Source organism: Pseudoalteromonas sp. L21 (assembly GCF_021728035.1).
GTDB classification, from domain to species: Bacteria; Pseudomonadota; Gammaproteobacteria; order Enterobacterales; family Alteromonadaceae; genus Pseudoalteromonas; species Pseudoalteromonas arabiensis.
Map to the genome: position 1 here is coordinate 112907 of NZ_JAKKCV010000006.1, position 22254 is coordinate 135160.

Genomic DNA, 22254 nt, shown 5'->3' on the forward strand with positions numbered 1-22254 from the left:
GTCACTATTAAAACGTGTAGTTATACTGAGCACCAATGAGCACTGCGTGACCTTTCGATTCAAAGTCCCATGATACTTCTTGGCCTAATGCTTTTGCAAAGCTATCTTCTTCTGTAAAGTTCTGTGTTTTACCGCGAAGGATACTCACACCTAAGTCAACGTTTGAGTTTTCACTAAATGCGTAGTTACCACCAAATGAGAACCAGAAACGATCTGTATCAGGAATAGAGATTGATAAGTGAGATTGATCAACTGGTGACTCATCGTAAGCAATACCGGCACGAAGAAGTAATGCATCGCTGTACTGATAGTCAGTACCGATAGAGTAACGCATTGCATCAGAGAAATTCTCTTCTTTTCTAAATACTGGTGCTTCGTTACCTGGTACATAGGCTTCTAATTTTTGGAAGCTATCCCAACCCGTCCATTGAATGCTGTAGTGTACGCCTAGTTTTTTATCTAACTGGTGTGAACCAGAAAACTCAGCAATAGCTGGAAGCGTTAACTCAAGTGCGCCTGGTACTTTAACGCCCGCAGTGCCACCAAATGCAGCAGGTAAGCCATTTGCGTACTCACCTTCAAAGTCGATGTCTGTTTCGCTACGGTAGTTAAAACCAAAACGGTTGTTTTCGTCTAACTGATACATGGCACCAATGTTCCAACCAAAGCCGTAATCATCGCCTTCAAGGTGAACAATTTCAGTCTCTACTGGTACACCAAGTGGATTAACACCTGCATTACGCACTACTTTCGCATCAGCATATACATAGTTTAAGCCAAGACCTAAGCTGAACTGTTCGTTAAACTTATATGATGCACTTGCATTCATGTTAACTGTAACGATTTCAGTTTCACCAGCAATTGAGCCTGCCGCGTAGTTATCATTAAATTCAGTTGAAAGACCGAAGTTAGAAAATGCACCAAAACCTAACGATACTTTGTCGTTTAATGGCATTGTGAAGTAACCTGCTGGGATAAATGCAGAAGGAGCAATGCTACTATCATCAAGTACATTCTCATCTAAACCATATGCAGCAGATTCACCTTCTAAACTTACATCAGGAATAACAGCAATACCCGCAACTGAGATTTGCTTAGTTTTAAATAAAGACATAAGTGCAGGGTTACGCGCTACTACTGACGCATCATCAGCAACCGCTGCTTCACCAGCATAGGCACGGCCTAAGCCTGATACGTTTTGTTCTGCTAATTGGAAAGCTGCAGCAAAGCTGTCAGCAGAAACAACAGCAAGTGATGCTGCAATCAATGTTCTAGTGAATTTCATAATCTGTGTCCTCTTGCAAACTTGTATGTTAGCTAACCCAACAAACACAGAGGCAACCTATAATTTAAGCATAAAGGTCAATGCTGTGCGTTGGTATTAGATGTATTATTCTAATAATTACAAACTTTCGAACATTACCTTAATTAAGATCAAAAAACTGTAACTTTTCGTTAGAAAGAGGTAAAAAAACCACATTTTAACAACAAGATAACAACTTTTTAAAACTCGTCCGATGTCTAGTTACAAAAACACCAAACGATAGTAATTATCATTTAGATTGACATGTTATTTTATGCCCCTTAAACTAAACGCAATTGAAATTATTTGGGCAAAAGTGATGGTTATTGCATTGATAATCGCAGCATTAATTCTATGTGGTTTAAGCGTGCACTATTTCTGTAAGGCAAATTATTGCGCATGCACTAAGGCTGGTGACTGTGATAACCCTGTTAACCACTACTGGTTAGGTGCCATGTTCAGCTCAGTATTATCGTTGGTGTTATGCTGTGTGGCACTGCACGTAGAGAAAGGCACATTACTGTGGCTAGTATTAATGACGAGTTGTTTTAGTGGTGCATTTATTTCTGCAAAACGAAACGCTAAAAAGCGCTGTGTAAAGTCTAAACAAGAAGATGCTCTTTTAACAAACGAGCCAAATTAAGTTGATAATCAAGGGGCTTAATACTCGATATTATTTTTAGCTCATGCTCTTCACTTAAGTGAACATCTTTCGCTGTAATGTGGTGTTTGTGCTTCGCATTATAAAAGATTTTCACTTTTGGCTTTATCGGGTTGTCCTGATTGCCTTCCATGACTAACGCTAAGCGTTCATTGTTTAACTTCACAATTGATCCGACAGGATGCACACCCAAACACTTTATAAATCGCTGTACGAGTTCTGAGTCAAATAACTGTTTATTCGCTAATAAATAACGCAGTGCCGAAATTGGCTCCTCTCCCATTTGGTGAGGTCTGTCAGCAGTTATTGCATCATAAACATCGACAATTGCCATTATTCTGGCAGGACGACTTAGCTTTTCGGCTGTAATGCCCCTAGGGTAACCACTTCCGTCTAATCGTTCATGATGATTAACAATCATATCAAGCATTAACGGTGTAATGCCCTTTTCACCTTTAACTAAGCCTAGACTCTGTGCAACGTGTTTTTTCACAACCTGCATTTCATTGTCATTAAGCTGACTTGGCTTAGACAGCACGCCCTGTGGCATTTTAGCTTGCCCAATATCGTGCAGTAGCGCCCCCATTGCCAATTCTTTAACAGTTTGCTCTTTATACCCAAGATATTTAGCGAATACACTCACCAGAATGGCCGTATTGATCATATGTCGCCAGTTATAAATATGCTTGTCTCTAAGACGAGTAAGAATCGTCATGGCGTTGTGATTACGAAATACAGAACTAACGATATCAACCACAACTTCATCAAGCAGTGTCATATTCATTTTCAAACCTGATGTGATATCTGAATATAAAACTTGCAACTTACGACTATGCTGTTCGTAGTTAACACTCGCTTTCACGAACTCTTGTTCGACCGATATGCCTTTTTCAGCAACTTTTTTTTCTTTTTTTGGCTTGGGTTTTTCTACGGGTTTGGGCTGGTATTTAGCCGGAAGCGCAACATCACTTTGAGTGAAGTCAATGAGGAGTTCTTCAACACCTTCAGACACCAGACGTTGAATAATACTTCTATCTCTAACTAATCCACGGGTTTTAATTTTAACGCTATTAATGTGCTCGTGCTGCTTACTGACACTGTCAACAAACATCCCTGGTACTAGTTCGGCAATGGGTAAGGTTACAAGCATATGTGAGCTTAGTTTATAAAAACATCGAGTTTTTTATTATCGCCAATTGGTTAAAAATGTCTATAGCAAGGAGGGTAAATACGAAATTAGTGTGAGACAAAAAGGCTTCAGATCATAGGCGCGACTTTAAATCGCGCACAAAATAAATTTCACGCCTACAAAATTACTCTTGAAAGTAAGTTCCCCAACCATCGTATTCAACGTTTGATTGTTGAGCGAGCGCTTCAAGCTTATCGACATCTTCCATAATGGCTTCGACGTCAAGCTCACACTCAACGACTACATCAAAGCTCCATACTTTTTCGCCATCCTCTAGCTCAAGTTCAGCAGGCTCTTCAACATCGTAACCGAGTTTAAAAGCAGCTAAAGCGGCTTGCTCTAACTGTTCAAAATTTTCGCTAACAAAGTGGTGTTCTACTTCGTACAGTACTTCAGGATCTGAGCCATCTTCAAGTAATGAAGTAACGATGTCTTCAGTAATTTCGCGCCAATTTTCCATTATTTATTTCTCACTTGAGCATCTAATTCAGTTATTTTAGCAGCCATAATCTGATGAACATGCGATGCATGATCACGAGCAGATACGTCTTTATCAAGATAAATTGGCGCTAACATTTCGAGGTAAATTGTACCATTATCCCAGCGATTTAGCTTAATAGTTTTATGCGTTGTGCTCATGCACACTGGCACAACAGGTACATCAGCACTCATTGCTGTATGAAAAGCCCCTGTTTTAAAAGGTAACAAGCCACGGCCATAGCTTCGCGTGCCCTCAGGGAACATCCAAACCGACAAACCTTTTTGCTTAATTTTTTCGGCTGACTTTGAAATCGTGCCTGCGGCTTTTGAACGATTAGCGCGATCAATTAAAATATTACCTGATAACCAATATAGCTGCCCAAAGAATGGGATCCATTTCAGGCTTTTCTTTCCAAGACTCACACAATTTTCAGGCACCATTGCAGGCAAGGTAAATAAATCGTAGTTATTCTGATGATTAGCCACATACACTGCAGGGCCAACTGTTTTTGCATCCGCATGGTAACGTAATTCAAGTTTTACTCCCAGCAAGTTAGCCACTTTGCTAAACCAGCCAGAAATAATATGTACGTTATTGGTATGAAATGGCTTAATGATGCATAAGACTAAGCCAAAAAGGCAGCTAAACACGATAAATAAAGCCATGATAATAATACGAAAAACAGCTAACAAACGGATTCTCCTCGGGTAAATCAGCGCGCATTATAACGTGAAAAGTGCCTCTGCAATAGCTTTTAGCTTACATGTGTGCGCTAAAAATATATCTTTTTATACCAATTCGCTTAATTAAGTGGTCTATTTTGAGGCAATAAAACCTCGTCGATAGCAAGGCAAAAATTTCGTTATTTAGTTGCTCTAAATCAGAAATTTTTAACGCAGATAGCGACAGGTTTAATCCCTCAAAATGATTAAGTATTATTGCGGATTGGTATAATATTAGAACAATAATCTACCCCAATAAAAAAGGCCTGCTAAGCAGGCCTTTTTTATTCTGTTATATCATCAACCGATGGCTCCGTTATGTCATCGGTCTGTGTTATTTCTATTACAGCTTCATCTACTCGCTGTAAGCCACGTGGTAACTTGTTCCCTCTTCGTCCACGCTCGCCATGATAATGCTCAAGGTCACTTGGCTTTAAGGTTAATTTGCGCTTACCAGCATGAAGCGTAACACTGCTCCCCTCGGGCACTACGGCCAACACTTTTACAAACTCTTCCCTCGCCTGTACTTTCGCACCTGGAATAGAAATAATTTTATTGCCTTTACCTTTACCTAGTTTAGGCAAATCACGTAGTGGGAATAACAACATACGGCCTTCGTTTGAAATAGCCATACAATAGTCAGTGGCAATATCGGTAATACGAATTGGCGCAAGTAGTTCACCCCCTTTCGGAACACTAACCAATGCTTTACCATTTTTATTTTTACTCACGAGATCTTTAAAGTCACTGATGAAACCATAACCCGCATCTGATGCCATCAAGAGTTCTTGATTATCTTCGGCCATCACAACATGCTCAAAGTTAGCACCCGAACTTAAATTAAAGCGACCCGTCATAGGCTCACCTTGGCTACGTGCAGAAGGTAAACTATGCGCATCAGTTGCAAAAGCACGGCCATTTGAATCAAGGAATACCGCTGGCTGATTACTCTTACCACGCGCAGAGGCCTTATAGCTGTCGCCTGACTTATAGCTTAAACCTTCTACATCTAAGTCATGACCCTTACCAACACGTGCCCAGCCTTTTTCAGATAACACAACCGTCACTGACTCTGAAGGGATTAAATCTTTTTCGCTCAGTGCTTTTGCTTCCAAACGTTCAACAACGGGTGAGCGTCTATCATCACCATACATGTCAGCGGCTTCTTGGATTTCTTTTTTCATCAACGTCGACATACGACGTTCAGAGCCCAGAATTTGCTCTAATTTGTCACGCTCAAGGGCAAGTTCATCTTGCTCACCTTTGATCTTGAATTCTTCAAGTTTAGCTAAGTGACGTAGTTTTAACTCTAAAATCGCTTCGGCTTGAATATCCGTAATACCAAAGCGTTCCATTAATACAGGTTTTGGCTTATCTTCCGTACGAATAATTTCAATGACTTCGTCGATATTTAAAAAGGCCGTTAATAAACCTTCTAAAATATGTAAGCGTGCTAGTACTTTATCTAAGCGATACTGTAAGCGGCGTCTGACTGTTTCACGGCGAAACGTCAGCCACTCAGTTAAAATACTCCGTAAATCTTTCACTTGCGGACGACCATCTAGGCCAAGCATGTTTAAGTTTACGCGGTAGTTCTTTTCTAAATCTGTGGTGGCAAATAAGTGCGCCATTAACGGCTCAGCTTTAATGCGGTTTGAACGTGGCACTATCACAATACGGGTTGGGTTTTCGTGATCAGATTCATCACGTAAGTCAGCCACCATCGGTAGCTTTTTAGCATTCATTTGTGCTGCAATTTGCTCTAAAACCTTTGCCCCTGAACACTGGTGCGGTAATGCTGTGATAACAATATCGCCCTGCTCTTCAGTGTAAATTGCGCGCATTTTAATAGAGCCGCGCCCCGTTTGATAAATCTTACGGATATCGTCTTTGGGCGTGATAATCTCAGCTTCTGTTGGGTAGTCAGGCGCATGCACTAACTCAAGCAGCTCTTCGATTTCAGTTTTTGGCTTATCAAGTAATAAGCAACAGGCACTGGCCACCTCACGCACATTATGTGGTGGAATATCGGTTGCCATACCCACCGCAATACCGGTCACACCATTGAGTAAAATGTGCGGTAAACGCGCAGGCAGTACCATTGGCTCATCAAGTGTACCATCGAAGTTGGCGGTCCAATCAACCGTGCCTTGACCAAGCTCTTTTAGTAGAACTTCCGAGAACTTTGATAAACGGGCTTCGGTGTAACGCATCGCTGCAAATGACTTAGGATCATCCGCAGCACCCCAGTTACCTTGACCATCCACCAGCGGATAGCGATAAGAAAATGGTTGCGCCATCAATACCATGGCTTCGTAACAGGCACTATCACCATGTGGGTGGTATTTACCCAGTACATCACCCACGGTACGCGCTGATTTTTTATATTTTGCTTGCGCCGATAACCCCAGTTCGCTCATTGCATAAATGATACGACGCTGTACAGGTTTAAGGCCGTCGCCAACATGCGGTAAAGCGCGATCCATGATGACGTACATTGAGTAGTTTAAGTAGGCGTCTTCGGTAAAACGCCCCATCGTTTGTTGTTCTATGCCTTGCATCAGCAAGGTATTTGTATCACTCATTAACGCTTACCTATTTTTTCTTAGCACTAACACGATAGATCACGTTAGCAAAGTCGTCTGAGATCAATAAGCTGCCATCTGCAAGCTCTGCAAATGCAACTGGGCGACCAAATGTTTCTTCGTTTTGCATAAAGCCTGTGATGAATGGGGTGTATTTAGTGATACGACCTTGCTCAACATTCGCTAGCATGACTCTGTAACCCGACTTTTTACTACGATTCCAAGAACCATGCTCAGCAACAAATAACTGCTCTTTGTATTTAGCTGGGAACTGCTTGCCGTTATAAAAATGAATGCCTAATGGCGCAACATGCGCACCCAGTGCGAGCGCAGGCGATTTGTAATCAGCAATATTTTTACCTTTACCAAACTCAGGATCTAAAATCGCCCCTGCGTGAACATAAGGGAAACCATAATGCGCTCCCTCCTCACCTTCACCAACTCGATTGATTTCGCAAGGCGGAATATCATCGCCCATCATGTCACGACCGTTATCACTGAACCAAAACGCATTTGTTGTTGGGTGATAGTCAAAACCCACTGAGTTACGAACGCCCTGAGCAATGGTTTTGATTTCTTTGGTATCAACATTAAGTGAAAAAATACGACCGTATTTGTCGTCTTCAGCACAAATATTACATGGCACCCCGACAGGCACAATTAACTCACCTGTTGGGGCAAAGCTAATAAATTTCCAACCATGGTGGCGGTCTGTTGGGAATTTATCATACACCACCTCAAACTTAGGGGCTTTGAGATGTTTATCAATGTCTTTAAAGCGAATAATACGTGACACTTCAGCAACATATAAATCACCCTCTTTTATTGCCAAGCCTGATGGCATTTCTAATCCTTTGGCAATAACAATTTTCTTATCGGCTACACCATCGCTGTTATGATCAATCAATGCATATACATTGCCTGCTTTACGCGAACCTGCGTACACAATGCCTTTTTTTGATACGGCAATTTGGCGTGCATTTTCAACATCATCGGCGAATAAGCTTACTTTGAAGCCTTCAGCAACCGTTAGTTTATCAAGAATATCTTCAGCCATTGCTGGCGCTGATAGTAAGCTCAGCGATAAAAATGAGGTCAGTAGTTTTTTCATTTTTCTTGCCCTTTAATTCGTTTAACAACCCTTAGGCTGCAAATGTACCTGTATTAAACTTGCGCGCGATTACCGTGATCTTCTAACCACTGACGGCGATCTGATGAACGTTTCTTCGCAAGTAACATATCCATCATTTCCATGGTTTGCTCTTCTTCATCGAGTGTTAATTGCACCAAACGACGGGTATTTGGATCCATCGTTGTTTCTCTTAACTGCAGCGGGTTCATTTCACCCAACCCTTTGAAGCGTTGAACATTCACTTTACCGCGTTTTTTCTCAGCTTCGATGCGCGCTAAAATACCATTTTTCTCATCTTCATCGAGGGCGTAATACACCTCTTTACCGATATCAATACGAAACAGCGGTGGCATGGCGACAAATACATGACCTTCTTTGATTAGCGCAGGGAAATGACGAACAAACAGTGCGCATAATAGTGTGGCAATGTGTAACCCATCCGAGTCAGCATCAGCCAAAATACAAATCTTGTTATAACGCAGACCCGATAAATCACTTGAATCAGGGTCGATACCTAGGGCCACTGAAATATCATGCACCTCTTGTGATGCTAAAATCTGTCCTGATTCGACTTCCCATGTATTAAGAATTTTACCGCGCAGTGGCATAATTGCTTGAAATTCACGGTCACGGGCTTGTTTAGCTGAGCCACCCGCAGAGTCACCCTCTACTAAGAATAATTCAGTACGGTCATTATCTTGGGCACTACAATCGGTTAATTTACCCGGTAACGCAGGGCCTGAAGTAATGCGCTTACGCACGACTTTTTTAGCCGCGCGTAAACGACGCTGTGCATTTGAGATACATAGCTCAGCTAATAATTCAGCGGTCTCGGTGTGTTCGTTTAACCATAAGCTAAATGAGTCTTTCACCACACCCGATACAAATGCAGCACATGAGCGTGAAGACAGCTTTTCTTTGGTTTGGCCAGCAAATTGTGGGTCTTGCATTTTCACCGACAATACATAGCTGCATCGCTCCCAAATATCATCTGGCGTTAACTTTACACCGCGAGGCAATAAGTTTCTGAATTCACAAAATTCACGCATCGCTTCGAGTAGACCTTGGCGTAAACCGTTGACGTGGGTACCGCCTTGTGCGGTAGGAATTAAGTTTACATAGCTTTCAGCGATGGATTCACCGCCCTCAGGTAACCACACAACAGCCCAGTCAGCGCCTTCAGTTGAGCTTGAAAAATCACCAATAAATGGTTCTTTTGGTAATACCTCAAAACCCTTCACCGCTTCAACTAGGTAATCTTTTAAGCCCGTTTCGTAATACCACTCTTGGCTTTCCTTGGTTTGCTTATTAGTAAACTTAATGCGCAGGCCTGGGCAGAGTACTGCTTTGGCTTTTAATAAATGATTAAGCTTGGTAATCGAGAAATTAGCAGAGTCAAAATAACTGGCATCTGGCCAAAAACGCACGGTAGTCCCTGTGTTACGCTTACCCACAGTGCCAATCACGTTTAAGTCTTCAACTTTGTCGCCGTTTTCAAAGGCCATACGAAACTGCTGCGCATCACGACGTACGGTAACTTCAACACGCGTTGACAGGGCATTTACAACCGAAATACCTACACCGTGTAAACCACCTGAAAACTGATAGTTTTTATTAGAGAACTTACCACCAGCATGCAGCTTGGTAAAAATGAGCTCCACTCCGGGAATGCCTTCTTCAGGGTGAATATCTATCGGCATACCACGGCCATCATCAATAACTTCAAGCGAGTTATCTTCATGAAGAATGACATCTATTTTTGTTGCATGACCTGCCATTGCTTCATCGACGCTGTTATCGATAACCTCTTGGCCTAAGTGATTAGGGCGAACCGTGTCGGTGTACATACCTGGGCGGCGTTTAACGGGCTCTAACCCATTTAAGACTTCAATTGCTTCGGCGTTATAATTTTGCTGACTCATAGTTTTTATATCTTTTATGCGCTTAGCTATGTTTTACGTGATTTTAAGAAAATCTACAATACTTGCAAAGGTTTGTTCGAAGCCGATAAAACTATGATCGCCTCCAAATTCAACGTGTTGCTTACACTGAGAATAATAGTTAACCGCCTGCTGAAAAGGCAGTACTTCATCGCCTGTTTGCTGTAGCAAATAAATCAATGAAGGGGTGTCTAATTGCGACAAATATAACCTGCGCAATGCATCCATGTGACGAGTATCAAGTTCGTAATGGGTGTCTTGATACGGGTTATAGTTTGGCCCTAAATAGTTATCAAGTAACTCAAATGGGCGCACCGCAGGATTAATTACCACCGCGGGTATCGAATAACGTTGCGACAAATAGGTCGCATAAAAACCGCCTAATGAACTCCCGAGTAATACAGTATCATCATTTAACAGTTGTTCTAATTGTAAAATTGCATGTAATGGCTCATGGGTTAATCTCGGCACTTTATAATCAACATCAAACTGAGCCATATGCTCACCAAAACGCACGGCTTTATAGGATTGCTCAGAGCTATTGAAACCATGAATATAAATTACCCGTTTAGCCATACTACATCCGTTGTTAGCTGCAAGCTTTGTTGTTTATCAATATTTAAGTTAATCACACGAAACGCTGGCCCTAAATCCTCTTGCTGCCACGCCATAGTATGTTTAGTAAATTGTATCGAGCTGGCAGGTGTCGCAAACACCTTTAGATCACGGTAATTTTGCGTGTACTCATGGTGTACGTGACCATGAAATACGCCAATACATTGCTCACTATTAACGCAAACGTTTAAAAACTGCGGGCCATTTTCAAGCATATGTTTATCTAAGTAAGCTTGAATAGGTAGCGGGTTATGATGACAAAGCACCACACTCGGGATTTGCCCTATCGCTTCGCTTAATTCGCTTAAGTGTGTTTGTGTTACCCAACCTGCTGGAGTCGGGCCTTTCGAGTTTACTAAAAGCAGTTGTCCAGTTAAAAAGGTAATACGTTTACAGCTTAAAATTTGCGAGTTTGAAAGCGCTTTATATTCAGCAAGCTCATCGTGATTACCCGGTAGCCAAAACACAGGACAAGACAGTGCCGAATCATCAATAAGTTCAGCAAATAGTTGATACGATTTACTGCTGTGATCTTGTGTTAAATCCCCCCCAAAGATCACGCAATCAAGTTGTAAGTTTGCCATGGCTGCTAAGCAACGCGAAAAATACTCAGCGGTATTTACATTAAAATACTCACCTTGTCTGTCTTTTGATAAATGACAATCTGTAATGTGTGCAATTTTTAATGTTGTTTTGTCAAAATGATAAGCATCACTAAACCAAGCCATTGTTTACATCCCAGTGTAGCGCTGCACGACCGTTTTCTACACACGCAACAAGCCAGTCATACAAAAAAGCATTTAGTTGATACTTTTCGTCTTTTTGATGCATATTCGGATTCGGGTATGCGTAAGATGGCTTTATTCGTTGATGAAAATCGTGATGAACAATCTCAGCCACTTTTGCATCATGATACATACGCACAGTTAGATAAAGTGGGGTAACAACATGTAAGTTTCCTGTCTCTTGCGAGATAGAAATATCCATGGTGTACTTTGCTGTATCATCTATTTTAACTACAAACGTGCTATTACCGAGTTGCACTTTACGTACATGGCCTATTTGACGTTCGTTGGGAAGCAATTTGAGCGCACGCACGTAATTATGCTCACACAAAGTTAAATACTTAGGTAAGCTTTGAATGTAACGTTGTTCAGCTGTTACGTACGTCAAAATAATTCCTCATTATAAAAATGTAAGTTAAGCAGTTTGCCAATCAGACAGTATACGTTGCTTATTCAGTGCTAACCACTGTAACGAGATAACTGTTGCAGCATTGTCTATCTCTCCTTGCTCTAAGCGGAGCATGGCTTCTGTGTATGACATTACATGTGTTTTAATATCTTCATCTTCATTATCAAGACCAAAAATCCCCTCTTGGTATTGAGATAAGTCGGCGCGTGCTAAATACAAGTATAAACGCTCTGTTGTACCACCTGGACTTGAAAGATAAGACATCATAAACTCAAGCTCACCAAGCTCAATGCCCGCTTCTTCCCATGCCTCGCGTTTGGCAACTTGCTCATAGTCTGTGCTGCCATCAGCCATGCCTGCGATACACTCAAGTAACCAAGGAGACTGCTTAGATGCAAGTGCGCCGATACGCACTTGCTCAACAAGCAAAATCTGATCGGTTGCAGGGTCATATGGAAGCACCGCAACAGCATGACCACGCTCTAAAATTTCACGTTTAATCTCTACCGATTCACCTCCTGAAAATAATGCATGGCGAAAGCGATATAAATTAACTTTAAAAAAGCCATCATATGCACGTTCAACAGGTTTTAGATCAATATCATCATGATTAAACTGTGAGATTGCTGTTACTTTCATTACACTAATTCCTTTAGGTTTTGCGCTAAAAATTCACTCAATTATATTCTGTTACACTTGGACATGTAGATTTACGCATTTTTTTTTTGGTTATTCACTAAAAAAGAGTACCATGGTGACAGTACGAAAATTGTCTAAGGACTGAACGAATAATGAAAAAAACACTACTCGCCGCGCTGATCGGTTTTTCAAGCGCTTTGACTGCTACTGCCACTTACGCTGAAGATTTACTTCAAGTATACGAGATTGCTACAGCCAATGATCCTACCGTACTTAAAGCAAAAGCCCAAGCAGATGCGCAAGCTTATGAGAGCGATCGCGCGTTAAGTGCGCTATTGCCACAATTAGGTTTAAGTTTAGGGTACGAAAAAACCGACGCAACACTATACGAAGGCAACGATACAACCGGTTACATTGAATTTGACCGTGATACAGATGTATTTAGCCGCGGTATTAGTCTGAGCCAAACCTTGTTTGACTTGGGTGCGTGGAATTCATTAGGCATTGCTGATAAACAAGCTTTGCAAGCAAATGCACAGTACGACTTTGCCAGACAAGACCTCATTGTTCGTGTTGCTGAGGGTTATTTCAATGTACTTAGCGCAATTGACAACTTAGAGTTTGTACAAGCTGAAAAACGTGCAATTGAACGTCAATTACAACAAACAAAAGAACGTTACGCAGTTGGTTTAACTGCGATTACCGACGTACATGAAGCACAAGCACAGTACGACAACTCTGTAGCAAAAGAAATTGTTGCGAAAAACAGCGTTGAAACGGCCCGCGAACAGCTTCGTGAAATCACCGGTAAATACCATGCAAAATTAGACATGTTAAATACTGACACGTTTTCAACTGTTGCGCCTAACAAACAGTCAACCGACTACATAAAAATCGCAGAAGAGAAAAACTTAAACCTACAAGTGTCAAAAGTAACCGTTGATATTGCAAAAGATCAAATCGACTTAGCAAAAGCTGGTCACTACCCTAAGCTGACTCTAAATGCATCGTACGGTGATAGCCTAGAAGACTTAAATAACAACTCACATGAGCCTCGCACAGATAGTGCAAGAGTGGGGGTTAACTTTAGCCTACCTATTTATTCTGGTGGTGCAACTGTCGCAGCAACAGAACAAGCACGTGCATTTTATGTGGCGGCCAGTGAAGATTTAGAAGCAAGTCTGCGTGCAGTGACACGCTCTGTGATTACTTCTTATAACCAAGTTGTGTCAGATATCGCAACTTATAAAGCGCTACAACAAGCGGTTGTTTCAGCAGAAAGTGCGCTGAAAGCAACTGAGGCAGGCTTTGAGGTGGGTACACGTACAATTGTTGATGTATTAATCAGCACACAAAACCTTTATAACGCCAAAAGCAACCTTGCTAACGTGCGTTACCGCTATGTTGTTTCAACGCTGCGTTTAAAACAAGCGGCTGGCACATTAACAGCTGAAGATCTTGCGGCAATTAACCAAGGTTTAAAAGAGATTTAATTACTCTACTAAACTGATAGAAAAGCCAGCTAAATGCTGGCTTTTGTATTTTTAAAGACTTACGGTTAAACTAGCTTTTTATTTTTTTAGAGACTTTTCAGTGGTTAGTTCATCTCCTTTCAAAGCATCCTTTTTGGGTCCTCGTTATTGGCTTACATGGGTTGGCGTTTTCTTCTTATTTCTGATCTCTTGGTTGCCACATAAGTTTCAATTATTCCTTGGTAAATGGTTAGGTAGATTAGTTCATCGCTTTATGAAACGCCGTCGCCACATAGCAGAGGTCAATATCCGTCTATGTTTCCCAGATATGCCGGAGCAAGAACAAAAAGAATTAGTACTTAAGAATATGGAAAACACCGGTATCGCTATGATGGAAACAGGCATGGCGTGGTGGTGGCCCGAGTGGCGAGTAAGAAAGTGCTACGGGTCAATCAAGGGCCTTGAATACTTTGAACAAATTCAGCAATCAGGCAAAGGCGTTTTAATGCTCGTGCCGCACATTCTTCATTTAGAGATGGCGAGCCGAGTGATGGGGTTGAAATATCAAGGTATTGGTTTTTATCGCCCACACAATAATCCATTGATGGAATATTTTACGACCAATGGCCGTTTACGTTCTAATGAATTCTTAGTTGGAAAGCGTGATGTTAAAGGGTTGCTAAAAGCACTAAAAAATAAAAAGATTTGTTACTACTTACCCGATCAAGATTACGGACGTACCCGCTGTGAGTTCGCGCCATTTTACGCGGTAAAAGATGCTGCAACAACAACGGGCACACTACTTTTTGCGAACAGTAAACACTGTGAAACGGTTAGTCTTGCTAGCCGCCGCGATGAACAAGGTCGCTACCACTTAGAAGTGCTCCCGATTATGGAAAACTTTCCAAGTGGTGATAATCTTAATGACGTAACACGTGTCAATCAACGCATGGAGCAAGCGGTTAATAGAGCACCTGAACAATATATGTGGTTACATCGACGTTTTAAAACACGCCCTGATAAGAATGCCCCTTCTTATTATAAGTGAGTGACATTTGTTAAATTGTGTGGTTTTATAAATCTAAGCAACAACAAGAGTATTAGAAATGTGGTTTTGGGTTAAGCATTTATCATTAGCTATTATTTTAATTGCAGCAGCTCTTTATTTTTTATTCGGTAAAGGGCCTGTTATCGATATTAAAAATACTCAAAATGCCGCCGCACAGGGACTTTCTCGTTTTTATTCGTCGCTAAGAAATCAAGTTAACAGTAAAAATAACGAGCGTGATAAATACGTTCTTAAGTTAAAAGAGCCTGAAACAAGCCTCGATATGGCTCTGTTTGAACGGGGTAAGGTAGTCGAACCTTCATCTCCAAACTGGACTGGTGATGTATTACCACGTCGTTTTGAAAGCGGAACAACATTAAAAGACGTGTTATCAGACTACGCTCGAAATGAAGAAATTGAGCTTTACTGGTACCTCAGTAAAGATTATGTCGTTAAAGATCACTTTCGTGTTGATAGCAACTTTGTGTCCGCTTTATATCAAGTGGGACGTGCTATCAACGACGACTTTGAAAATGAGGTTTATACCTTCTTTTGTTTCAAGCAAAGAGCGGCTGTTATTACAGAGCTGCCCTCTCCTTACATACGCGAAAACTGCCGCCGCTTAAGAAGCTAACACTTGCTGCCACGCACTTTGTACCAAACTTATATGCTCTTTGAGCTCAGTGCGCGGCGCACATCGACCTTGCTGGTTTAAGCTCATGACATGATAACGAGAACGGTATTCAATGTAAGCAGCCACTAGCTGATGTTGCATTTCAGAATCAATACAGCCAAGCTTAGCTGCATCCTCTAAAATACGAACATTATCAGGCCAAGTCGTTAACTCTTGATACTGCGGGGCATATTTTAGGACTAAATATTGTGTAATAAACTCAATATCAGTCATTCCACCTTGGTCTTGTTTTAAGTCAAATAATTCACTATTACCTTTAGCTAAGTGATTGCGCATTTTTTCACGCATTTCTATGACATCTTTTTTCAATTTTTCATCATCACGTGCTTGGCACAAAATAATTGCTCTGATCTCATCAAATCGAGAATGAAGCGATACCTGCCCATAAATCATTCTCGAGCGAACTAAGGCTTGATGCTCCCAAGTCCATGCTTGGGTTTGTTGATAGTGATAAAAGCTTTCTAGGTTTATTGCCAACAGCCCTGACGCTCCTTCAGGCCTCAAGCGTGTATCAAGCTCGTACAAAATGCCAGATGCAGTGCGTGTATTAAATAGATGCATTAAACGCTGTGCTAATTTTAAATAGAACTGTCTTGAATCAATCGCCTTATCGCCATCGGTATAACTACTACCATCATGATTATGCACAAACACTAAGTCTAAATCAGAGTCATAGCCTACTTCAAAGCCGCCTGTTTTACCGTAAGCAATAACCGCGAAGCCTTTTTCTTGTTCTGTGGTATTGGCTGGTTGCCCAAAGCGTGCAACACATGCATGCCACGCGATGTTCACAGCCTGCTCAACAATCGCCTCTGCCAACGCCGTTAAGTGGTCGCTCACCTTCATTACATCAAGAACGCCTGTCGCATCCGCTGCGGCAATACGCAGTTGGTGTGTTTGTTTAAATTGGCGTAAGGCTTCCATTTGCAGCTCTAAATCATCGTATTCTATTCGAAGGAAGTACTGTCTTATTTCGTCTTTATACGCTGATAACGGAGTGGGTTTATAAAGTACTTGAGGATCAATCAACTCATCAAGCAAAATTGGGTAACGGGAGATGTGCTCACCTATCCATTTACTGTGACAGCACAAAGCGACCAGTTGATTTAACGCGCCAGGGTTTTCATATAAGAGTTCTAAATAAGCTGTACGAGAGATGATTTTATTCAGCACTTGGCAAATCATAGTGAATGCATCACCGCTGGCTTTACTCACTGTCAATTGCTTAAGCAGTAAAGGCATTAACTTATCAAGAATATCTCGCCCACGGCTACCAACTTTTGCTTTTGTTAAACGTGTTTTAAAGTCATCAAGTGCCTGTTGCCAAGCTAAATTAGCATCGTCTATCAAGGAAACATCGGCCATTTCCCACGCACTAATAAAGGCACTTTCACATGGATCAACATTGTCACTTTCAAAACCAATTACTTGCTCAAACTCACTGTGTATTGAGGCCATTGTTTCATTGATCGCTTTTAGGCACTCATCAAAGTTGGGTTTATTAAGCAGCACACATAAGCGTTGCTGGTCTTGCTCATCATCGGGCAATGTTTGAGTTTGCTTATCATCAAATATTTGTAAGTATTGCTCAATACGACGCAGCGTGAGGTAATTCTGCTTAAGCTGTGATGCTTCTTTAGCGTCAATAACCTGATTATTGGTAAGCTCTTGTAAGGCTGATAAAAGTGATTGTGTCTGTAAGTTTGCCTCACGGCCACCACGCACCATTTGCAATGCTTGCACCACAAATTCAACTTCGCGAATCCCCCCAGCGCCCAGTTTTATATTGTTAGTTAAACGCTTTCGGCGCACTTCTTGAGCAATCATCTGTTTCATTTTTCGTAAAGATTCGATCACCGAAAAGTCTATATATCGACGATAAACAAATGGCCTTAATAACTCATAGAACTCACCCCAATAGCTATTTTCGGCGCCTATTAAACGCCCTTTTAGCATGGCATAACGTTCCCACTCTCGACCTTGCTCTTGGTAGTAATCTTCCATTGCATTAAAGCTCATCACCAAAGGACCACTTTCACCAAAAGGCCTCAAGCGCATATCTACACGGAAAACTTGGCCATTAACGGTGGTTTGGTTGAGTGCCATAATTAATTTTTGCGCAACCTTAGTGTAAAAAACTTGCGCTTCAATAGAGCGGCGTCCACCTTGAGTAGCCACATCTATTGGGTAAGAAAAAATGAGATCAATGTCTGAGGAGTAATTTAACTCCCCTCCCCCAAGTTTTCCCATGCCTAGTACAAGCATTGGAATAGCATTTCCAAACGCATCTGTTGGCATGCCACTGACTTTTGCAACTTGTGCAAATGCCCATTGATTCGCACAATCAATTAACTGCTCAGCAAGTGCAGAAATATAAGCGATACTGTCTTCAATTGGGTTATGACAACAGACATCTAAGAACGCAACCTTAAGCCAATATTTCTCTCGGTATAATCGCAACTTGGCCATTGCTGCGGCATCATCTAACTCAGTAGAGTCGTTATCAGTCAGTGGCGGTTGCGGGTTACGGCAAGCCAATGTGCTTTCATCTAGCAACCAATCTTTCAAGTCAGGTTGAGATTGTAAGCAGCTCCAAGCGAAGTCACTCAAAGACAGTAATTTAGCAATCAACGGGTCTACAGGCTGCTCAGGGTACAAACCGTTAAAACGAGTTTGCCCTAATTGATAAAGCGCGTCAGGAAGCGGTTGTGAATTACTCATTAAATACTCTCTTTTAACTTATCAATAACCGTACTAGAATGATTATCAAAGAATTATTTAGCAGGGATCTGCATGCATTATTTATCATTATCTAACACTAGTTTAGTCGCGATTGCCATTAGTTTTGCTGTAATTTGCATAACCATAGTACTTCTACGTATCTTAACGCAAATTAAAGCAAAACAAGCGCTTAAAGAAGAGCTCGCACAACATGATAATTTTGCAATGGGGATTAGCTTTGCCAGTGAAATTCTCGTCGTGATTGCGACCATTGCTTATATTTTTGATGAAATCAGTTTAAGTGCAGCTCAATCAAACCCACTTAAGGTGGTCGTTTTAATCGCCTTGTTGTTCTCCTTCATTAAAGTGGGTCACCTCATTCATCGGAAATGGATTTTATATCGCTTTAACGAAGAAGCCGCTATTTTAAAACAAAATGTTTGTGCGGCTTTGGTTGACTCAGGTATGTTAATCGCAAACTGTATTATTAGTTTAGGCCTTTATAATTGGTGTCATACTCAAGGTTACAGCAGCTTACTAATAGCCACTGTTAGCTTTTTTGTGCTACAGGGCATGTTTGCTCTGGATAGTAAAATTCGCGAGTACCGTTTTGCCAAGGCTAACCAAGGGGCTTCTTTACAGAGCAATTTTAACCTTGAAAATACCTCTATTGGTATTCGTTATGCGGGTAAATCGATTGGTCTTGCCTTAGCAGGGTATGCTGGTCTTGCCAGTGCATCATTTATTAGTGGTAAGATGGTAGAAAACCTATTTACGCTAGTCTCTCATTGCGGTGCTATGTGGGTATTGTTATATGTTTTGAGTTATATCATTAAATATATTTCATTACCGAATATTAATACATCGTTAGAAGTGGATCATCAAGATAACATAGGTATTGCCTGTATCGAGTTTGCCGTTTACGGCGCGATAGGCTATCTACTAATTAGCATGTTTTCGATTTAATATGGAAATACATAATAAGTGAGGCAGTATGCCCTTTAAAGTTAATAATTATTTGCTAGTTGATGTCGACAATGAGTTTAGTCATGCTTTTACGCATCATTATTTTGCAGGTAAAGGCGGCTCAACGTTAGTTGTTGCAGGAGCGAATAGCCGGCACATGGTTAAACTGATGTTCGACGAGCTAATAAAAGATTATTGTTACTGCGACTTTAGTAATGAAATAAGTGTTTCCGAATTGGCAAGTTACCTGCATGAGCACCATGACATAAAAGGCGTGTTGATTAACCATACTGACTACCAACTTGCCGATGACGCTCAAAAATTTATTTACAATTCGCTGCACAAAGTACGCTTTTTAATACACCAAAATGAGCAAGGATTTAATTTTATACCTTGCCCAGACGCCGCTCATATAAACCATTTATCTTGCCAAACAGACATCGCTCAAACGACAGCCGACATTCTCACCTTAAGTGAAGATTTAAATAAATAATTGCACCCATCGCGCTGTATACTTACCATATTGCTAAATTATTTGATAAGCGACATCCAATGCGAATTCCTCATATTTACCAACCATCAGCAATTTCTTTAAACACCCAAGTAGCACTTGATGATGATGCTGCCGGTCATATCGGTCGAGTACTTCGCATGAAAGCTGGAGAAAAAGTCTCTATCTTCAATGGCGAAGGCGGAGAGTACTTAAGTGAAATTATTGAAGTAAGTAAAAAGAGCGTGATTGTAGAGCCGCAAGAGTTTATCAATCATGATGTAGAGTCACCGCTTAAAATTCACTTAGGCCAAGGTATTTCACGTGGCGATAAAATGGACTTTACCATTCAGAAATCTGTAGAGCTGGGAATTACTGAGATCACCCCTATTTTTAGTCAACGCTGTGGTGTCAAGCTAAGCGGTGATCGCCTTGCTAAAAAACATCAACAATGGCAAAAAATAGCGATTGCTGCCGCAGAGCAATCTGGTCGTAACTTTGTGCCTGTCGTACACCCACCTATCGATATAAAAGAGTGGTTAGAGCAAACCAGCGATGCTCTAAAACTGACTCTACACCCACGCGCTGAACACAGTATAAAAACCATTCAAGTCCCAAGCGAGGGGGTGCGCTTTTTAGTTGGCCCTGAAGGGGGATTTACCGATGAAGAAATTAATATTGCTAAGCAACAAGCTTTTGTCGATATTCGCTTAGGCCCCCGTGTACTGCGTACTGAAACCGCTGCGCTAACAGTACTCAGCGCACTGCAACTGCAGTTTGGCGATTTAGCGAATTGAAAACCATAAAAACACCCATATATTAAAGTAACCGACACAGTGTAGTCATTCTATTCTAAGGCAAAAACATGGCAATTAAGTTAGGCATAATCTCTGATCCAATTAGTGGCTTTAATATTAAAAAAGACACAGGCTTCGCAATGATGATGGAAGCACAAAAACGTGGTTACGAACTTTACTACATGGAAATGGACGACCTATCGCTACGTCAAGGTCAAGGTTATGCAACCGCATCAAAGGCACGTGTTTTCGATGATGTTAATCACTGGTACGAGCTTGAAGAAAAATCAACAATTGCCCTTGCCGATTTAGACGTTATTTTAATGCGTAAAGATCCGCCTTTTGATACTGAATATATTTACGCAACCTATATTTTAGAGCGCGCAGAGCAAGCTGGAACACTCATTATTAATAAGCCACAAAGCCTTCGCGATGCAAACGAAAAGTTATTTACAGCATGGTTTAGCGAGCACACGCCAGATACCTTGGTAACCCGCAGCCAAGCAGACATTCGTGCATTTTTAGCTGAACATAAAGATATCATTTTAAAACCGCTAGATGGCATGGGGGGCGCGTCAATCTTTCGTGTTAAAGAAGACGATGCCAATATCGGTGTAATTTGCGAAACATTAACCGAGCATGGTAGCCGTTTTGCCATGGCACAAAATTATATCCCAGAGATTAAACAAGGCGATAAACGCGTCTTGGTCGTCGATGGTGAAGTCATGCCATACTGTCTTGCACGTATACCACAAAACGGTGAAACACGTGGTAATTTAGCCGCAGGTGGCCGTGGTGAAGCTCGCCCAATAAGCGACTCAGATCGTAAAATCGCAGAAGCCGTCGCACCAACACTTAAAGCAAAAGGTCTCATTTTTGTGGGACTGGATATCATTGGTGACCGCTTAACCGAAATTAATGTAACAGCACCAACCTGTGTAAAAGAAATTGAAGCAGCTTATGACATTTCAATCACTGGCCACTTATTTAATGCCATTGAAAGAAAACTGAGCCATACTTAATTTAAACAACAAAAGGGGCGACCTATGCAGTCATTAGAGAATCACTTCTTAATTGCAATGCCTAGCATGCAAGACCCTTTCTTTAAGCATGCTGTAACGTATATTTGTGAGCATAATCAAGATGGTGCAATGGGTTTGGTGATTAACCAACCCATCAACATCACAGTGGGTGAGTTACTCGATAAAATTGAGATCGATAACGATAAAAGCCAAGATGCGGCAAGCCTTGCTGTCTATGCTGGTGGCCCTGTAAAAACAGACCGAGGTTTTGTACTGCATTCCCCAAAGCCCGGCTATGCTGCAAGCCAAAAGCTTAGTAGTGATATTATGATCACCACATCAAAAGATGTACTGGCAAGCTTAACGACAGCAGAAGCACCCGAGCAATTTATTATTACACTGGGTTATGCAGGTTGGGATCAAGGTCAGCTTGAACAAGAACTACTTGAAAATTCGTGGCTGATCATCAAAGCAGACCCTGAGATCATCTTTAATACCCCAGTAGAAAAGCGTTGGGAAAAAGCAGTCTCAATGCTGGGCTTTGACGTCAGTCAGTTAAGTTCTGAAGCTGGTCATGCCTAAT

Annotated in this window: 21 protein-coding genes; 9 read left to right on the forward strand and 12 right to left on the reverse strand. The window is 41.4% G+C overall.

The features are described 5' to 3' along the window. Positions 1-7 precede the first annotated feature (7 nt). Positions 8-1285 carry an outer membrane protein transport protein gene (locus tag L3V41_RS16920; protein WP_062570140.1) on the reverse strand — a complete coding sequence of 426 codons (1278 nt, stop codon included), beginning with the start codon at positions 1283-1285 and terminating at the stop codon, positions 8-10. Between the two features lie 337 nt (positions 1286-1622). On the opposite strand from L3V41_RS16920, the gene L3V41_RS16925 reads away from it, so the two are divergent. After that, complete coding sequence (locus L3V41_RS16925; protein ID WP_062570221.1) at positions 1623-1946, forward strand: hypothetical protein; 324 nt, start codon at positions 1623-1625, stop codon at positions 1944-1946. Here the strand turns inward: L3V41_RS16925 and L3V41_RS16930 are convergent. The 10 genes from L3V41_RS16930 to L3V41_RS16975 all read right to left on the reverse strand — a co-directional run bounded on the left by L3V41_RS16930 (position 1906) and on the right by L3V41_RS16975 (position 12461). Continuing rightward, entirely contained in the window at positions 1906-3114 is a 1209-nt protein-coding gene (locus L3V41_RS16930; protein WP_062570139.1) for an HD-GYP domain-containing protein, read from the reverse strand. The two genes, L3V41_RS16925 and L3V41_RS16930, sit on opposite strands and share 41 nt — an antisense overlap. 163 nt (positions 3115-3277) lie before the next feature. Next, positions 3278-3613 (reverse strand): ribonuclease E inhibitor RraB, encoded by a 336-nt coding sequence (rraB, locus tag L3V41_RS16935; protein WP_062570138.1) that lies wholly within the window; start codon positions 3611-3613, stop codon positions 3278-3280. Continuing rightward, positions 3613-4326 carry a 1-acylglycerol-3-phosphate O-acyltransferase gene (locus L3V41_RS16940; RefSeq protein ID WP_062570137.1) on the reverse strand — a complete coding sequence of 238 codons (714 nt, stop codon included), beginning with the start codon at positions 4324-4326 and terminating at the stop codon, positions 3613-3615. The genes rraB and L3V41_RS16940 overlap by 1 nt, the downstream gene beginning before the upstream one ends. A 314-nt stretch (positions 4327-4640) precedes the next feature. After that, positions 4641-6941: a DNA topoisomerase IV subunit A gene (gene parC / locus L3V41_RS16945; protein WP_062570136.1), complete on the reverse strand. Its 2301-nt coding sequence runs from the start codon at positions 6939-6941 to the stop codon at positions 4641-4643. A 10-nt stretch (positions 6942-6951) separates the two neighbouring features. Then, entirely contained in the window at positions 6952-8052 is a 1101-nt protein-coding gene (locus L3V41_RS16950) for a PQQ-dependent sugar dehydrogenase (RefSeq protein ID WP_062570135.1), read from the reverse strand. Between the two features lie 53 nt (positions 8053-8105). Further along, positions 8106-9995: a DNA topoisomerase IV subunit B gene (parE, locus tag L3V41_RS16955; protein WP_062570134.1), complete on the reverse strand. Its 1890-nt coding sequence runs from the start codon at positions 9993-9995 to the stop codon at positions 8106-8108. Positions 9996-10028: 33 nt separating this feature from the next. Then, the gene (locus tag L3V41_RS16960) at positions 10029-10589 is read right to left on the reverse strand and encodes a YqiA/YcfP family alpha/beta fold hydrolase (RefSeq protein WP_062570133.1); all 561 of its coding nucleotides are present in this window, start codon (positions 10587-10589) and stop codon (positions 10029-10031) included. Continuing rightward, positions 10574-11356 carry a metallophosphoesterase gene (locus L3V41_RS16965; protein WP_237128151.1) on the reverse strand — a complete coding sequence of 261 codons (783 nt, stop codon included), beginning with the start codon at positions 11354-11356 and terminating at the stop codon, positions 10574-10576. The genes L3V41_RS16960 and L3V41_RS16965 overlap by 16 nt, the downstream gene beginning before the upstream one ends. Beyond that, the gene (locus L3V41_RS16970) at positions 11343-11801 is read right to left on the reverse strand and encodes a DUF1249 domain-containing protein (protein WP_062570131.1); all 459 of its coding nucleotides are present in this window, start codon (positions 11799-11801) and stop codon (positions 11343-11345) included. The genes L3V41_RS16965 and L3V41_RS16970 overlap by 14 nt, the downstream gene beginning before the upstream one ends. Before the next feature lie 27 nt (positions 11802-11828). Continuing rightward, positions 11829-12461 (reverse strand): NUDIX domain-containing protein, encoded by a 633-nt coding sequence (locus L3V41_RS16975; protein WP_062570130.1) that lies wholly within the window; start codon positions 12459-12461, stop codon positions 11829-11831. Positions 12462-12613: 152 nt separating this feature from the next. Between L3V41_RS16975 and tolC the strand changes: the two genes are divergently transcribed. The 3 genes from tolC (at position 12614) to L3V41_RS16990 (ending at position 15615) form a co-directional block, all read left to right on the forward strand. Then, positions 12614-13954, forward strand: coding sequence for an outer membrane channel protein TolC (gene tolC, locus L3V41_RS16980; RefSeq protein ID WP_062570129.1), 1341 nt, complete (start codon positions 12614-12616; stop codon positions 13952-13954). Positions 13955-14054: 100 nt separating this feature from the next. Then, positions 14055-14981 carry an LpxL/LpxP family Kdo(2)-lipid IV(A) lauroyl/palmitoleoyl acyltransferase gene (gene lpxL / locus L3V41_RS16985; RefSeq protein WP_062570128.1) on the forward strand — a complete coding sequence of 309 codons (927 nt, stop codon included), beginning with the start codon at positions 14055-14057 and terminating at the stop codon, positions 14979-14981. Positions 14982-15039: 58 nt separating this feature from the next. Then, positions 15040-15615 carry a TcpQ domain-containing protein gene (locus L3V41_RS16990; RefSeq protein WP_062570127.1) on the forward strand — a complete coding sequence of 192 codons (576 nt, stop codon included), beginning with the start codon at positions 15040-15042 and terminating at the stop codon, positions 15613-15615. On the opposite strand, the gene glnE is transcribed toward L3V41_RS16990, so the two are convergent. Next, a complete protein-coding gene (gene glnE / locus L3V41_RS16995; RefSeq protein ID WP_237128152.1) occupies positions 15604-18396 on the reverse strand; it encodes a bifunctional [glutamate--ammonia ligase]-adenylyl-L-tyrosine phosphorylase/[glutamate--ammonia-ligase] adenylyltransferase in 2793 nt (930 codons plus the stop codon). The genes L3V41_RS16990 and glnE overlap by 12 nt on opposite strands. 72 nt (positions 18397-18468) lie before the next feature. Here glnE and L3V41_RS17000 point away from each other — a divergent pair, with 72 nt between their 5' ends. From L3V41_RS17000 to L3V41_RS17020, 5 genes are all read left to right on the forward strand, one after another. Beyond that, a complete protein-coding gene (locus L3V41_RS17000; RefSeq protein WP_062570125.1) occupies positions 18469-19362 on the forward strand; it encodes a hypothetical protein in 894 nt (297 codons plus the stop codon). A gap of 28 nt (positions 19363-19390) precedes the next feature. Next, on the forward strand, positions 19391-19855 hold the full coding sequence (locus L3V41_RS17005) for a hypothetical protein (protein WP_062570124.1): 465 nt from the start codon (positions 19391-19393) through the stop codon (positions 19853-19855). Positions 19856-19914: 59 nt separating this feature from the next. Then, positions 19915-20649 (forward strand): 16S rRNA (uracil(1498)-N(3))-methyltransferase, encoded by a 735-nt coding sequence (gene rsmE, locus L3V41_RS17010; RefSeq protein ID WP_062570123.1) that lies wholly within the window; start codon positions 19915-19917, stop codon positions 20647-20649. Positions 20650-20717: 68 nt separating this feature from the next. Then, positions 20718-21671: a glutathione synthase gene (gshB, locus tag L3V41_RS17015; RefSeq protein WP_237114837.1), complete on the forward strand. Its 954-nt coding sequence runs from the start codon at positions 20718-20720 to the stop codon at positions 21669-21671. A gap of 24 nt (positions 21672-21695) precedes the next feature. Further along, positions 21696-22253 (forward strand): YqgE/AlgH family protein, encoded by a 558-nt coding sequence (locus L3V41_RS17020; RefSeq protein WP_062570121.1) that lies wholly within the window; start codon positions 21696-21698, stop codon positions 22251-22253. The last annotated feature ends 1 nt before the right edge of the window (position 22254 follow it).